At 70.6% G+C, this 13,916-nt stretch carries 17 protein-coding genes; 6 read left to right on the top strand and 11 right to left on the bottom strand.

Going from position 1 to position 13,916, the window contains the following annotated elements:
* From AB0B48_RS26870 to AB0B48_RS26855, 4 genes are all read right to left on the bottom strand, one after another.
* Positions 1-176, bottom strand: a 176-nt coding sequence (locus AB0B48_RS26870; RefSeq protein WP_357206376.1) for a superoxide dismutase [Ni], incomplete at its 3' end; no start/stop codon positions are given.
* 99 nt (positions 177-275) lie between these two features.
* Positions 276-1,091: an inositol monophosphatase family protein gene (locus tag AB0B48_RS26865; protein WP_357206374.1), complete on the bottom strand. Its 816-nt coding sequence runs from the start codon at positions 1,089-1,091 to the stop codon at positions 276-278.
* A 70-nt stretch (positions 1,092-1,161) separates the two neighbouring features.
* A complete protein-coding gene (locus AB0B48_RS26860; RefSeq protein ID WP_357206372.1) occupies positions 1,162-1,635 on the bottom strand; it encodes a hypothetical protein in 474 nt (157 codons plus the stop codon).
* Between the two features lie 159 nt (positions 1,636-1,794).
* Complete coding sequence (locus AB0B48_RS26855) at positions 1,795-2,244, bottom strand: hypothetical protein (protein WP_357206370.1); 450 nt, start codon at positions 2,242-2,244, stop codon at positions 1,795-1,797.
* Positions 2,245-2,471: 227 nt separating this feature from the next.
* On the opposite strand from AB0B48_RS26855, the gene AB0B48_RS26850 reads away from it, so the two are divergent.
* A complete protein-coding gene (locus tag AB0B48_RS26850) occupies positions 2,472-3,233 on the top strand; it encodes a GNAT family N-acetyltransferase (protein WP_357206368.1) in 762 nt (253 codons plus the stop codon).
* Positions 3,234-3,264: 31 nt separating this feature from the next.
* Positions 3,265-3,984 (top strand): tetratricopeptide repeat protein, encoded by a 720-nt coding sequence (locus AB0B48_RS26845; RefSeq protein WP_357206366.1) that lies wholly within the window; start codon positions 3,265-3,267, stop codon positions 3,982-3,984.
* Here the strand turns inward: AB0B48_RS26845 and AB0B48_RS26840 are convergent.
* From AB0B48_RS26840 to AB0B48_RS26830, 3 genes are read right to left on the bottom strand one after another with little or no spacing between them, the layout of a single operon-like run.
* Entirely contained in the window at positions 3,981-4,697 is a 717-nt protein-coding gene (locus tag AB0B48_RS26840; protein WP_357206364.1) for an NAD(P)-binding domain-containing protein, read from the bottom strand. The two genes, AB0B48_RS26845 and AB0B48_RS26840, sit on opposite strands and share 4 nt — an antisense overlap.
* Positions 4,698-4,725: 28 nt before the next feature.
* Positions 4,726-5,754, bottom strand: coding sequence for an LLM class flavin-dependent oxidoreductase (locus AB0B48_RS26835; RefSeq protein WP_357206362.1), 1,029 nt, complete (start codon positions 5,752-5,754; stop codon positions 4,726-4,728).
* Positions 5,747-6,796, bottom strand: a complete 1,050-nt coding sequence (locus AB0B48_RS26830; protein ID WP_357206360.1) for an LLM class flavin-dependent oxidoreductase — start codon at positions 6,794-6,796, stop codon at positions 5,747-5,749. Before AB0B48_RS26830 ends, AB0B48_RS26835 begins: the two co-directional genes overlap by 8 nt.
* 109 nt (positions 6,797-6,905) lie before the next feature.
* Between AB0B48_RS26830 and AB0B48_RS26825 the strand changes: the two genes are divergently transcribed.
* The 3 genes from AB0B48_RS26825 to AB0B48_RS26815 all read left to right on the top strand — a co-directional run bounded on the left by AB0B48_RS26825 (position 6,906) and on the right by AB0B48_RS26815 (position 9,286).
* Complete coding sequence (locus AB0B48_RS26825) at positions 6,906-7,397, top strand: MarR family transcriptional regulator (protein ID WP_357206358.1); 492 nt, start codon at positions 6,906-6,908, stop codon at positions 7,395-7,397.
* Positions 7,398-7,493: 96 nt separating this feature from the next.
* Positions 7,494-8,627 carry a sensor histidine kinase gene (locus AB0B48_RS26820; RefSeq protein WP_357206356.1) on the top strand — a complete coding sequence of 378 codons (1,134 nt, stop codon included), beginning with the start codon at positions 7,494-7,496 and terminating at the stop codon, positions 8,625-8,627.
* Positions 8,624-9,286: a response regulator transcription factor gene (locus tag AB0B48_RS26815; RefSeq protein ID WP_357206354.1), complete on the top strand. Its 663-nt coding sequence runs from the start codon at positions 8,624-8,626 to the stop codon at positions 9,284-9,286. Before AB0B48_RS26820 ends, AB0B48_RS26815 begins: the two co-directional genes overlap by 4 nt.
* A gap of 1 nt (position 9,287) precedes the next feature.
* Here the strand turns inward: AB0B48_RS26815 and AB0B48_RS26810 are convergent, their stop codons facing one another.
* The 3 genes from AB0B48_RS26810 to AB0B48_RS26800 form a co-directional block, all read right to left on the bottom strand.
* A complete protein-coding gene (locus AB0B48_RS26810) occupies positions 9,288-9,722 on the bottom strand; it encodes a DUF6223 family protein (RefSeq protein WP_357206352.1) in 435 nt (144 codons plus the stop codon).
* A 159-nt stretch (positions 9,723-9,881) separates the two neighbouring features.
* Positions 9,882-10,367, bottom strand: a complete 486-nt coding sequence (locus tag AB0B48_RS26805) for a nitroreductase/quinone reductase family protein (RefSeq protein ID WP_357206350.1) — start codon at positions 10,365-10,367, stop codon at positions 9,882-9,884.
* A gap of 178 nt (positions 10,368-10,545) precedes the next feature.
* Positions 10,546-11,319, bottom strand: a complete 774-nt coding sequence (locus AB0B48_RS26800; RefSeq protein ID WP_357206348.1) for a hypothetical protein — start codon at positions 11,317-11,319, stop codon at positions 10,546-10,548.
* A gap of 341 nt (positions 11,320-11,660) precedes the next feature.
* Between AB0B48_RS26800 and argS the strand changes: the two genes are divergently transcribed.
* The gene (gene argS, locus AB0B48_RS26795) at positions 11,661-13,379 is read left to right on the top strand and encodes an arginine--tRNA ligase (protein WP_357206347.1); all 1,719 of its coding nucleotides are present in this window, start codon (positions 11,661-11,663) and stop codon (positions 13,377-13,379) included.
* A 21-nt stretch (positions 13,380-13,400) separates the two neighbouring features.
* Here argS and AB0B48_RS26790 read toward each other — a convergent pair whose 3' ends face one another.
* Entirely contained in the window at positions 13,401-13,742 is a 342-nt protein-coding gene (locus AB0B48_RS26790) for a metalloregulator ArsR/SmtB family transcription factor (RefSeq protein WP_238686609.1), read from the bottom strand.
* Positions 13,743-13,916: the final 174 nt, after the last annotated feature.

Genomic DNA, 13,916 nt, shown 5'->3' with positions numbered 1-13,916 from the left:
TTGATGAGCAGCGCGCGGGTGCGAAACTCCGGGTCGTCGCTGGCCTGGTACTTCTCGGAGATCGCCTTGATGGACTCGGCCTCAATGCGGGCCTGCGCCGGGTCGTAGACGCCGCAGGGGAGGTCGCAGTGCGCGCTCGCGACGGTGCGTGGGCGGAGAAGGCGGGACAGGAACATCGGAATCCCTTCGACGGTGGCGTTCGGCCGACGTACGTCAGGGCGCGGCGGCCCGGACGTGATCATCTAGGGACGCTAGAACCTCAACCGCACTTCATGTCAAGACCGGGTCGATGGCGGGCCCTGTTTCCGGATGAGCGTCAGCAGGGCGGCGTGCGTCCGCTCGTCAGCGGCCACCACGAGACCGTCCCCACCGGTGTGCAGGGGCTGGCCGTCGAGCCCGGTGACCACGCAGCCAGCCGCCTCGCAGAGCGCGATTCCGGCCGCGAAGTGGACGCTGTTGCGCAGGTCGTGGCGGTCGGTCACATAGGCGGCGCGGCGGCCGGCGGCGACCCAGGCCACGGCCAGGCTGGTGGAGACCACCCGGGGCCGGAACTGTTCGACGAAGCCCTCGTCGGCGAGCAGGCGGGCGGCCAGGAAGACGTCCCGACTGGGAAAGGGCGGGTCGAGGTTCAGGTCGACAAGCGTCGACTCGGCCGACGGGACGAGTCGCTCGTCCGTCCCCGCAACCCCCCGGACGTAGGCGGCGGTGCCGTCGGTCCAGAACACCTCATCGGCGAACGGGTCCACCGACGCCGCCACTGTGACGTCCGGCCCGACCCGCAGGGCGACGTTGACCGAGGCCAGCATGGTCCGCGCGGCGAAGTTCAACGTCCCGCACAGCGGGTCGACCAGCCAGGTGCGCCCGTTGTCGCCGGCACCCGTGCGCCCGCTCTCCTCGGCCACCACGGCGTCGTCCGGCCGTGCCGCGCGAAGGACGTCGATGATGGCGTGCTCGGCCTCGACGTCGGCGGCGGTGGCGAAGTCGCCGGCGGTCTTCATGACACGCGTCAGTGCTGAGCCGTACCGGGAGCCCACGACTGCGGCTCCAGCTTCGGCCGCCCCGATGGCCAGCGCCTGGTCTGTGATCGACATGCCCGAACCATAGGAGCCAAGTGCAATGTCGATGACAGCCCCGCATCCGGGCCGTGGGTCACCGGGCAGGTCAGTCCGACAGTTCGATGATCGGTAGTTGACTGACGACAGCTGTCATGATCATGGGAGCGTCGCCGTCACACTGGTTGACCGAGACCGCGACCCACCGCCCCTCGGTCACCGTCGGCCCCCACACGGTCAGGTCGCCGTAGCAGTCCAGGTCACAGAGCGACTGGAACAGCGTCGGCATGGGTTCACCGGCCTGATCCCGAAACAGTGGCACCCGCATGGAGACAGTGCGGTGCGCGCCCCACCTCCGGGTCAACTCCGCTACGACGAGGGCCAGGTTCGCCTCGGCGGCCTCCTCTGCCTGGTTCCATTCGGCGCCGTACACACCCGTGAGGGCGTCGCTCTCCCAGAGCGGGGCGATCCGAAAACCCTCGCCCCGGGTGCCGGTCCACTCACCGGTGACCGGGTCCCCCTCGCTGACCGGTACGCCGCCCGTGGGCAGCTCCGCGGCGAGCAGCGACTCGATGTCGGACACCGTCCGACCCGTGTCGAAAACTTCGCCGGCCCGGCCGGTCATCGGGGGACTCGTCGTACCGCCGCCGGCCCACACCGCATCGTCCGCACCACCTGTCTCCGTCGACTCCGGCCCTCGATCATCGCACCGTGAGCGAGCCGACGAGGGGGCGGGCGTCGGTCAGGAGACCGCTGTACGTACCAGCTCGGTGAGCTTCTTCTCCACAGTCGGGCTCCACTGCTGCAACGCGTACGCCACCGGCCAGAAATCCCCGTCGTCGAGGTTGGCCGGGTCCTGGAAGCCCACTGTCGAGTACCGGTAGTTGAACTTGCCGGAGTCCTGGAAGAAGACGACGATCTTGCCGTCCTCGTTCGCGTAGGCGGGCATCCCGTACCAGGTCTTCGGCGTCAGCCCCGGGGCGGCGGCGGTCACCGTCACGTGCACCCGCTCGGCGAGCGCGCGGTCCTCCGGCTCCATCTGCGCGATCCGGTCGAGGACCGCTTGCAGCCCGTCCGCCTTCTTGGCACCCTTCTTGCCCTCGGCGCGCAGCTCGTCGGCGCGCTCCTTCATCGCGGCCCGCTCCTCGGCGCTGAAGCCGTCGGACCCGGTCGTGGTGGTCTTCGCGGACATTCTCGGGCTTCCTCTCGTCGTCTGGCCCGGCGCGCTGCCGACTGCCTGGGGAAAGGCTAGGCCGGGCGTCGCTCGCGAGCTTCTCGATTCCTGATCGTTCGACGACCGTCCGCCTGCCAGCGAGGTGCCGCTGCGGGGTGACCTGGGCCTCTCGAAGGTGCTCACCGACCCGAGCGGTAGCTAGGTTGCTGGGCGAGGGCGAGCGAGCGTTCCGGGGGGAACCAGACATGAGCACCACCGCCGACCAGATGGCGACGTCGTACTTCGACGCGATCCAACTCCTCTGCCAGGTGACGCCGAAGGGCTGGTACGCCGAGCGGGGCACCGCTCGCGCGGGGCTCACCCACGCCAGCGTTGCGACGCTCAACGGGGTCCTCGAGACGGCCACCGAGCCGGATCTCGCGGCCATCGACGAGTTGGCGACCGAGGTCAGCCGGCAGACACCGCATTGGTCGATCATCATTCGCGGTGCGGCGAGCGACGAGGTCGCCGAACTGGCGGCCCGGCACGGGCTGCGCGGACGCAGCGACCTCCCCCTGATGGCCTGCGCCACCGACGACATCGTGTTCCAGGCCGACTCGACCCAGCAGGCGCTGGTCCGCCGGGTCGGAGCCGCCGAGAGCGACAGGTACACCGACGCCCTCACCCGGAGCTTCGAGGCGCCCGACGGCCTCTTCGGCCCGCTGATGGGCGGCGCGGTCCTCGATACCGACGCCATCACCGGCTATCTGGCCGAGGAGTCTGGCAGCCCGGTCGGCACCGGGCTCGGCATGCGCACATCCGGCGTGATCGGGGTGTTCAACATCGCCGTCGTACCGTCCGCCCGGGGTCGCGGCCTGGGCCGGGCGCTCACCGAGGCGGCGCTGCGCGACGGCGTCGCCGGCGGCGCGGACGCCGCGTACCTGCACGCCAGCCCGATGGGTCGACCGCTCTACGAGGCGATGGGCTTCGTGCTCGTCGAGACCTGGACCGTGTTCCAGGCGGCCTGACCGACGCGACCGGCCAGAAGGAGGAAGACCTGTGAGCTTCAGCGAGAACGTCCGCTCGGCCTTCCGGCGCGGCGAGACCGACGCCGTGGTGCGGATGAGCGAGGCCGAGATCGAGCGGGCCCAGGCGGCCGGCGACCTGGCGGGCGAGGTGGAGGCCCGGTACAGCCTCGCCCGGGTCGCCATTCGCGGCGGTGACCTGCCCGGTGGCGAGGCACGGGCCCGGGAGGCCCTCGCGGTGGCGCTGCGCTCCGGCGACCGTGCCCTGGAGGAACGACCGAGGCACGTGCTGGCCGGCGTCGCGAGGATGTCCGGTGACCTGCTCCGCGCTCGGAATTTGTACCGGGAGAGCATCGCGCTCAACGAGGCGCTCGGCCAAGCCAGGACTGTCAACTCCGAATTCCACAACCTCGCGTTCTGCGAGTTGGGGTTGGGCAACCTGGACGTGGCCCGGACGCTGTTCGCCGAGAACCGCGAGCGGGTGTTCCACAACGGCTGGGCCGACTTCGTGCCGTACGTCTGCGTGGCGGGCGCCGCGCTCGCGACCGCGGAGGGGGACCACTCCCGCGCGGCCAGGATGATCGGTGTCGCCGATGCCGCGTTCGCGGCACTCGGCCAGGTGCCGGACCCGGACGACGCCGCGGACCTCGCCAGGATGCGCGCCGCCGCCACCGAGGCGCTGGGCCCGGCCAACTTCGACAGGGAGTACGCCGTGGGCCGCCACCAGGAGCCCAGGGCGGCCTTCGGCACCTAGGCGGCCTCGGGTGAGGTCGAGGCTCGGGCAGCGGTGATGATCCGTCCCCGCTCCGACTCCGGGAAGCGGTCGAGCATGGCGCGTACCTCGTCGGCGCTCACGTTGGCGCCGAACAGCTCGCTGCCCGGTTCGAGTCGTACCCCCTCGGCCAGAGGGCCGGCGACGACCGGGTCGAAGCCGAGCGCGTCCACCAGGGCCGCGACCTCGGTGAGGTCGGCGTCCTCGTCGCCGGCGATCGCGATGGCCTTGCGGCCGGTCGCCCCCGCCGGCCGGGCCTCGTCCTCCAGGTCGTGATAGCCCATGTGGTTGAACGCCTTGACGACGCGCGAGCCGGACAGGAACGTCTGGACGGTCTCGCTCGACGAGGTCCGCGGGTTGGTGAGGTCATCGCGGATGCCGTCGATCTCCCACCAGTAGTTCATGGCATCGACGACGAGCTTGCCGCGTAACGCCTCGGCGGGGACGCTGCGGTACTTGCCCAGGGGCAGGGCGAGGATGACGACGTCGGCGGCGGCCGCCGCGTCGACCGCCGTGGTGGCCTCGGCGCCCGGGGCGAGGACCTCGACGGTGAGGGCGATCTTCGCCGGGTCGCCGGAGCCGGCCACCCGTACCCGGTAGCCGGCGGCGACGGCGAGCCGGGCGAGCACAGTGCCCACCTTGCCGGCCCCGAGAATGCCGAGGGTCGTGGGCCGGCTCCGGTCGTTGTCGAACATGGTCGTCCTCTCGCTTGGGAAGTGCTGATCAGGCCAGCAGTTCGCGGACCATGGGGATCACCTTCGAGCCGTAGAGTTCCACCGCGCGCATCCGGGCGCTGATCGGTTGCGCGCCGGCCGAGTAGATGAGGTCGAACCGCCCGACGCCGAGGCTGCGGATGGCACGGGCCATCCGGCGGGCCACCGTCTCCGGTGAGCCGATGTAGAGGGAGCCGTTCTCCACTTCGGAGTCGAACTCCTGACGGCGGATCGGGGGCCAGCCCCGCAGTTTGCCGATCCGGTCCCGCATGATCCGGTAGTGCGGCCAGTAGATCTCCTTGGCCTGCTCGTCGGTGTCGGCGATGAAGCCCGGCGAGTGCATGCCGACCGGGTGCGCTGTGGTGCCGAGCTGATCGGCGGCCCGGCGGTACAGGTCGATGTAGGGCGCGAAGCGCTCGGGGGCGCCGCCGATGATGGCGAGCATGAGCGGCAGCCCGTACTGGGCGGTGCGGACGACCGACTGCGGCGAGCCACCCACACCGACCCAGGTGTCCAGGTGACCCGACTCGGTCTTCGGGAACACGTCGGCGTTCTCGAGCGGGGCACGCAGGGTGCCGTTCCAGGTGACCGGCTTCTCGTCGAGCAACTTGACGAACAGTTCGATCTTCTCCTCGAACAGCGTGTCGTAGTCGCGGAGGTCGTAGCCGAAGAGCGGGAACGACTCGGTGAACGAGCCGCGACCGAGGATGACCTCGGCTCGGCCGTTCGACAGCGCGTCCACTGTGGCGAAGCGCTGGAACACCCGTACCGGGTCGTCGGAACTCAGCACTGTCACGCCGGAGGCCAACCGGATCCGCGAGGTGCGGGTGGCGATTCCGGCCAGCACCGTCTCCGGTGTGGAGACCGAGTACTCGGGCCGGTGGTGCTCGCCCAGGGCGATGACGTCGACCCCGAGTTGGTCGGCGAGCACGGCCTCGTCGACGACCTGCCGGATCGCCGCCGCATGGGAGACGAGTTTGCCGTTGTCGTCCTCCGGTACGTCGCCGAACGTGTCCAGGCCGAACAGCAGATCAGACATGGTTGGGCTCCTTAGCCAGCAGCTCCCGGACCCGCGGCGCGACCTCACTGCCCAGCAGTTGGATGGTGCGCGCCCGTGCCTCGCGGGGCAGGTGCATGATGTCGTACTTCAGGTCGAAGCGGCTCAGTCGCAGGTCGCGAGCGACAGTGGCGATCTTCTGCGCCACCGTCTCGGGCGAACCGACGAAGAGCGCCCCGTGGTCGATTTCCGCCTCGTAGCGCGCGCGGTCCGGTTTGTAGAAGCCGCGTTCCGCAGCCAGGGCCGCCACCACCGGCTGCCAGTACCGCCACCACGTCTCCACCGCCTCCTCGTCGGTGTCTGCGACAAGGCCGAGTGAGTGCTGCCCGATTGGCTGCAGGGTATGCCCGAATTGTTCGAGCGCTCTGGTGTAGAGGTCGACGTGACCGGCGAAGCGCTGGGGCCGCCCGCCGATGATGGCGAGCATGAGCGGCAGTCCGTGCCGGGCGGCGCGGATCACCGAGTTCGGGCTTCCCCCGACACCGATCCAGGTCGGGATGCCGCCCGGCTGCATCCGTGGGTGCAGCCGCTGTGCGGCCAGTGGGCTTCGTACCGTGCCAGACCAGGTGACCGGTTCGTCCTGTTGAAGCCGCAGGAAGAGGTCCAGCTTCTCCTCGAACAACCGCTCGTAGTCGGCCAGGTCGTACCCGAACAGCGGAAACGACTCGGTTGCGGATGCCCGCCCAAGGACGATCTGAGCGCGGCCGTCGGAGACGGCGTCCAGCGTGGAGAACTCGTGGTAGAGCCGTACCGGGTCGTTGGTGCTGAGCACGGTGACCGAGGTGCCGAGGCGAATTCGCTCGGTCGCCGTCGCGACTGCCGCCAGCAGCACCGGTGTCGCCGAGTCGTTGTGGCCCTCGCGGTAGTGCTCACCGACGCTGAACACGTCGAGTCCGGCCGACTCGGCGAGCCGTGCCTCGTCCACGAGTAGCCGTACGGTCTCGGCGTCGCTCAGGACCCGGTCGCCGTCGGTGGCCACCTCCCCGAACGAGTTGAGCCCCAGCTCGAAGTCTGCAGCTGCCATCGTCTCCTCCTCGGTGCAATCCGCCGGCGACCCACGGGAGCGGTCCTACCGGTTGACGTGTCAATGATGCTAACTTGGTGATTGACACGTCAATTCCCGGGAGAGTGAGATGACGGAGGCCACACCCGGCGGGCGGGGCGGACGCCAACTTCCGACCGCCGACGAGCTACGAATCTGGCGGGACTTCATCGAGACGACGGCAGCGCTCGGCTCCCGGCTCGAGTCCCGCCTACAGGGCGACTCCTCGCTCTCGACCGGAGACTACGCAGTGCTCCTCGCTCTCAGTGAGGCTGAGGGCGAGACGATGCGGTCGTCCGAACTCGCCTCGCACATTGGGTGGGAGCGGAGCCGGCTCTCCCACCACCTCGGGCGGATGGAGCGGCGCGGCCTCATCCGCCGCCAGGAGTGCGCCACTGTTCCCCGCGGGGCGGAAGTGCTGCTCACGAAGGCCGGCGGCGAGGCGTTCAGGGGAGCCACCTTTCCCCACCTGCGCGCCATCCGGGAGTTCTTCGTCGACGCCCTCACGCCGGAGCAGATCGTCGCGGCCGGCGAGATCGCCACGGCGCTGCGAGCGCAGCTCGACACCCTGGGCAAGGGCTGACCGTCACAACGCGAACCTGGCCGAGGGTAACCAGCACACCTGAACCGTCCAGTCGGACCTTCTCCCGCTCATTCGCGGGAGGCTAGGCTTCGGCCCATGTCAGGGTGGCGGGGCCGGACGGCGGACGTGGTCCTGGTGCCCGCCGTGGGTCTGGTCGCCGTCGTGGGCCTGGTGGTGCAGTCGCGCGGCATCTCCACCGTCGCCGAGTGGGCGGCCCTGCTGGTGGTGCTGCTCTCCACCGGCGCGCTGTACGTCCGCCGCCGTCACCCGGTGCCGGTGGGCGTCGTGGCGCTGGCTGCCATCGGCGCGTACGGGGCGTTGCTGCACCGGCCCGGCCCGATCATGCTGGTGTTCGTCGTCGCGCTCTACACCGTCGTCGACGAGGGACATCTCGCGGTCGCCATCGGGCTCGGTCTCGCCTCGGTGATCGCCTTCGCCGTGGCGGACAGCTACAACCGCTCCCCGAACACCATGAACGGGGCGACGCTGCTGCACGCTGGTTGGCTCGTCGCGGTCATCGTCGGCGTGACCCGTAACCGCCGCGCCTACCTCGCTGAGGCGCAGGCCCGGGCGGTCGTCGCCGAGCAGCGAATGGAGGAGGAGGCCCGACGACGGGCCACCGAGGAGCGGCTGCGCATCGCCCGGGAGCTGCACGACGTACTCGGCCACCACCTGTCGTTGATCAACGTGCAGGCCAGCGCCGCGTTGCACCGACCCGATCCGGTCCGGTCCGAGCAGGCCCTCACCGCGATCAAACAGACCAGCAAGGAGACGTTGAGTGAGTTGCGCGCGACGCTGGGCGCACTGCGGCAGGCCCCGGCGGTCATGCCCGCACCCGGTCTGAACCGCCTCGGTGATCTGATCAGGACGGCCGCTCGGCCGGAGTTAAAGATCCGCACCGAGCTGGCCGAGACGCGGTCGCTACCGCCGGAGGTCGATCTGGCGGTGTATCGGATCGTTCAGGAGGCGCTCACCAACGTGGCGCGTCACGCACGTGCCACCACCGCCGTGGTCCGGGTCCGGCCCGATCACGACGACGTGCTCGTGGAGGTCGAGGACGACGGCACCGGTCAGCCGGGTTCGCCGGGCAGCGGGATCCTCGGAATGCGGGAGCGGGCCCTGGCACTCGGCGGTTCGTTGACCACTGGCGTCCAGCCGGACGGGGGCTTCCGGGTCCGCGCCCGGCTGCCGATGCGACCCGACCCGGCGCCGGTGGGGGAGCAGATGTGATCCGGCTGCTCCTCGTCGACGACCAGACCCTCGTACGCGCCGGCTTCCGGTCCATCCTCGACGGTGAGGACGGTCTCCAGGTCGTCGGCGAGGCTGCCGATGGATTCGAGGCGGTGCGGCTGGCCAAGCACCTGCGGCCCGATGTCGTCCTCATGGACATCCGGATGCCAGGGCTCGACGGCCTGGCCGCCACCGGTGAGATCGTCGCGCACTCCGACGCCCGCGTCATCATCCTGACAACGTTCGACCTGGACGATTACGTCTACGGCGCGTTGCGTGCCGGTGCCAGCGGCTTCCTGGTCAAGGACACCGAGCCAGCGGAGTTGATCCACGGAGTGCGGGTGGTGGCCCGGGGTGACGCGTTGATCGCGCCGTCGATCACCCGGCGGTTGATCGCCGAGTTCGCGGCCCGGGCCAGACATCCTGACCCCGGGCCGCGACTGAGCGTGCTCACCGAGCGGGAGCGTGAAGTGCTGACGCTGGTCGCCGCCGGCCTCTCCAACGACGAGATCGCGGCACGGTTGGTGCTGAGCCCGGCGACCGCCAAGACACATGTCAGCCGGATCATGACCAAGGTCCATGCCCGGGACCGAGCCCAGTTGGTGATCCTCGCCTATGAGTCCGGTCTGACCGTGCCGGGTTGGCTCGCTCGCTCCTGACTCAGCCCGCCAGGCGGCCGGTGCGGCGCGCGCGAACCAGGGCCAGCCCGCCGAGCACCACCGCGGCCAGTCCGACCGCGAGCGCCACATAGGCCCCGCCTAGCCCGTTGCCCGTGCCGATGCCACTGTCGGCGGTGGCCGCCACCAGCCCGCCGAGCGCCATACCGATCAGCCCCGTCGCCAGGGCCAGGACGGCTCCGAGGCTCCCCGAGCCGGTGCCGAGCCGACTGGCGGGGCGGGCCACTGCCAATCCTCCGATGATCGTGCCGGCCAGCCCCAGCAGGACGGCCACACTGGCCCCGAAACGCCCGGAACTCATGGATAGAGCAGCGGCTGCGGTTGGCTGGGCGGACACGTGCGCGGCTGCCGGTACGGCCAGCTCGATCCCGACGAGCGGGGCGGTTACGGCGGCGGCGAACAGGTGACGGACGGACATGGTGGATCCCCTCGGTCGCATGGCGATTACAGGTGGCAGCCTAGGAAGCAACCAGCTGGTGAGTCGTCATGCCGGAGTTGCCGATGGGCCTACCACCCGGGATGTACGCGTCCGGCACCTCGTACCGCCGCAGTTGTCCAGCGGGCACGAGGTGCGCGCTCACGCCACGTCGTCGTCATCCGATGCGGGCTCCAGCACCACCACTGTCGTCTCCGACGATCGCCGTGCCGCGTGGGCGTCGAAGTTCTTGTCGGCCGCGCGCCACCGTGGCCACAGGCGCGACCGTTCGTCGTCGGTGGCGACGCGACCGCGCACCAGCCGGCGCCCGTCGGCCAACTCGACGGACGCGTCCGGATGGGCCTGGAGGTTGAGCCACCAGGCGGGGGCACCCTCGCCCCACCCGTTCATCGCCACGCCGACCAGGTTCGGGCCGTCCTCGAAGTACGCGAGAATGACGCTGCGCTGCTGGCCGGTGCGGCGTCCGGTCGTGGTCAGTCGCAGCGTGCCCCACCGGTGCTCGCGTGGTCGCCACAGCCCGACCCGGCTGCCGCTGACCCGGTACAGGCCCCGGTGCACCGACCAGGCCAGCCGGATGAACCACCGCGGCGGAAGCCACGGCGCCTTCGTGTCCTGACCGTCCGACATGACGACCTCCTCCACCGACCAACGCTGATGGCCCGGGTGGCTGCTTCACACTGTCGCGACCGCCACTGTGGACCGGGATCCCCAAGTCTTGCGGCGCGAGCGCGACTCGCGTCGGGGTGTCCATGATCCGACCGAGGATCGAACCGATCGGTGGAAGCCCCGCGTCGGGGCGGGCGCGTTACCGCTGCCAGGTGTCGATGGCGCGTACGCCGTCGCGGACGACCCGGTCCAGGATGGCGGGGTTGCCGCTGGTGCCCTCCCACCCCTGGTCGTCGAAGACCGTCACCGCGCTGTCGACGCGGGCCACCGCGATCTGGCTGGACGCGGTGTCGCCGGTACGTTCGCCGTTCATGCTCGTCTCGGGCCACGTCCGGGTCAGCAGCAACGCCTCGTCGCCGACCCCGGGCAGCGCCTTACTCTTGACGGTGACGCGGTTTCCGGACTGGTCGTACGAGGGGCACGCCTGCACGGCGGTGCGGAGCCGGCTCAGGTAACCCGGGGCGCCGTCGCCGTCGAAGGTGAAGATGGTCTGGTGGATCATCCCCTGCGGCACGTTGCTGGAGGGCTCGCCGGCCTTCTGGTAGGTGACCGTCATCGCGGCGCTCGCGGTGACCTGCCGGCCGCCGGTGCCGAACTCGTTGCCGCACAGCTTCGGCAGCGCCTCCGCGACGGGCGTCGTTCGTCGCGGGGACTTCCGCAGTTCGGCGGGCAACTCGACGAAGGCCGAGGTCGGGATCGTCACCTGGGTGCTCGCGCTCGGCGATGGCGGATCTGTCGGGGGCACTGACGTCGACGTGGTGGCCGGTGCCGTGGTCGCCGGGGCAGAGCCGGGCGGATCCTCGGTGGCGGTGCAGGCAGCGGCGAGCGTGACAGCGCCGAGCAGCGGGAGCAGCGGGAGCAGCGCGAGCGCGCGTCGCGTACGGGTCACCGGCAGTGATGTGTACTGGCTCATCGTCACCCCTCGTCTGTCCCTGGGCAGTTCCCTGCCCGGTGTACAACGAAACGACCACGCCCCGGGCACCGACCGGACCACTGGAATCGAGGTGTCGTCGCGTCGGCCGGGCCGCTAGGCTGCCCCGCATGACCAGCGTGATCGCTCAGTGCACCGGACTGTCGTGTGACGTCCAGGTCGGTGCGGGGCGACGCCGGCGATCCGTCGCCCGCCCGCGCTGACCTGTTACCTGCGACCGGCGGATCGAGCCGCCGGTCGTTCGCTGGTCGTCCTCGGTCCGCCCGTATCTCCCCGTCAACGGCTCGCGTGACAGCGCGGGTCCGAGCGAGATCGGCGTACTCATGGATCTTGAAAAGTTGTTGTCCGACCGGCTGGCACCGGCGTTCGCGGCGGTGGCCGGCGGCCCGGTCGATCCGCTCGTGCGGCGGTCTCCGCGTGCGGACTTCCAGTCCGACGCGGCGCTGGCGCTGGCCCGGCGGCTCGGCCGCCCGCCGCGCGACATCGCCGCGGCGGTGCTGACGCACGCGGTGCTCGACGACGTCGGGGTGTCGGCGGAGGTCTCCGGGCCGGGCTTTCTCAATCTGACGGTTGCCGACCGGGCCCTGGCCGACATGGTCGCCGGGCTGGCCGGTGACGCCCGGCTCGGCGTGCCGTCGACGGCGACGCCGCAGACAGTGGTGGTCGACTACTCGGCCCCCAACGTGGCGAAGGAAATGCATGTCGGGCATCTCCGCTCCACAGTCATCGGCGACGCGGCGGTGCGGCTGCTGGACTGGCTCGGGCACCGGGTGGTGCGGGTCAACCACCTGGGTGACTGGGGGACACCGTTCGGCATGCTGATCGAGCACCTGATCGACCTCGGCGAGGCCGAAGCCGCGCAGAACCTGTCGATGGGGGACCTGGACACCTTCTACCGGGCGGCCCGGGTGAAGTTCGACGCCGACGAGGCGTTCCAGGAACGGTCGCGGCTGCGGGTGGTCGCGTTGCAGCGCGGTGACGAGCGGACCCGCCGGTTGTGGCGGCTGCTGGTGACGCAGTCGGAGCGGTACTTCCTGACCGTGTACGACCTGCTCGACGTGACGTTGTCCGGGGCTGACTTCCGGGGCGAGAGCGCCTACAACCATCTGCTCGCGGGCGTCGTCGACGACCTGGACCGGTTGGGGCTGCTGCTGCCCAGCGGTGGGGCCGAGTGCGTCTTTCCGCAGGGGTTCACCGGCCGGGACGGCGAGCCGCTGCCGCTGATCGTGCGTAAGAGCGACGGTGGGTACGGCTATCCGGCCACCGACCTGGCCGCGCTGCGGCAGCGCGTCGGCGAGCTGGGCGCCACCCGGCTGCTGTACGTCGTCGGCCTACCGCAGCGGCAGCACTTCGCGATGGTGTTCGCCGTCGCCGAGGCGGCCGGCTGGCTCTGCCCGCCGGCCCGGGCCGAGCACCTCGGCTTCGGGTCGATCCTCGGCGCCGACGGGCGGATGCTGCGCAGCCGGGCCGGTGAGTCGGTGAAGCTGGTCGGGCTGTTGGAGGAGGCGGTCGCCCGCGCCACCGAGCTGGCCCGGAGCAGGAACCCGGATCTGGACGCCGGGACCGCCGCCGAGATCGGCCGCGCGGTGGGCATCGGCGCCATCAAGTACGCCGACCTGTCCGTCGACCGGACCACTGACTACGTCCTGGACTGGGAACGGATGTTGGCGATGGACGGCAACACCGCTCCCTACCTTCAGTACGCGTACGCCCGGATCCGGTCCGTGCTGCGGCGGGCCGGGACCGCCGTGCGGCCGGACGCGCCCATCGTGGTGGCGCAGCCGGCGGAGCGTGCGCTCGCGGTCGAGCTGCTCGGCTTCGCCGCTGTGGTCGGCGAGCTGGAGCGGAGTCTCGAGTTTCATCAGCTCGCCGGTTACCTGCACCGAATCGCGACGGCGTTCAACGCGTTCTACGAGCGCTGCCCGGTGTTGCGCGCCACGGATGAGCTGCGGGAGAGCCGGCTGCTGCTGGCCGAGTTGACCGCCCGGGTCCTGCGGCAGGGGCTGCACCTGCTGGGCATCCGCACTGTGGAGCGGATGTGACGCGCCGGGCTGGGGGCCCGGTCAGCGGGCCCGCTTCGTCGCCCGCTTCCGGGGCGGCGTCAACAGGTCGGCGATCTGCGCGATCGCGGAGGGCACCAGGCGGTAGTACGCCCAGACCCCGCGCTTGTCGCGTTCGAGGAGGCCGGCCTCGGTGAGGATCCGGAGGTGATGACTCACCGTCGGCTGGGAGAGATTGAGCGCCGCGGTGAGGTCACTCACTGAGGCCTCACCTTCCGGCGCGGACTGGATCAGGCTGAGCAACCGGAGTCGCGCCGGATCGGCGAAGGCCTTCAGCACCCCCGCTAGCCGCTCGGCATCGGCCCGCTTGATGGGATCGCCGGTGAGCGGCGAGATCGCAGGCATGGCAGTTTTCGCAGTTCCCACGCCTGCAATAGTGACACCAACACCATCAATAAACCGGCAGATCCGGCACCAGCCCTCCGATGGCGTCCGGATGGCGCGACGGAACCACCGAACGTGAGTCGAACGGCGACGTCCGTGGCGGCACACGGGCCGTGTGGAGCTTCGGGAAGCTCC

The organism is Micromonospora sp. NPDC049089 (assembly GCF_040648775.1).
Taxonomy (GTDB): Bacteria; Actinomycetota; Actinomycetes; order Mycobacteriales; family Micromonosporaceae; genus Micromonospora.
Note: the sequence above shows the minus strand (reverse complement) of the source record. Positions and strands in the feature narration are given on the sequence as shown.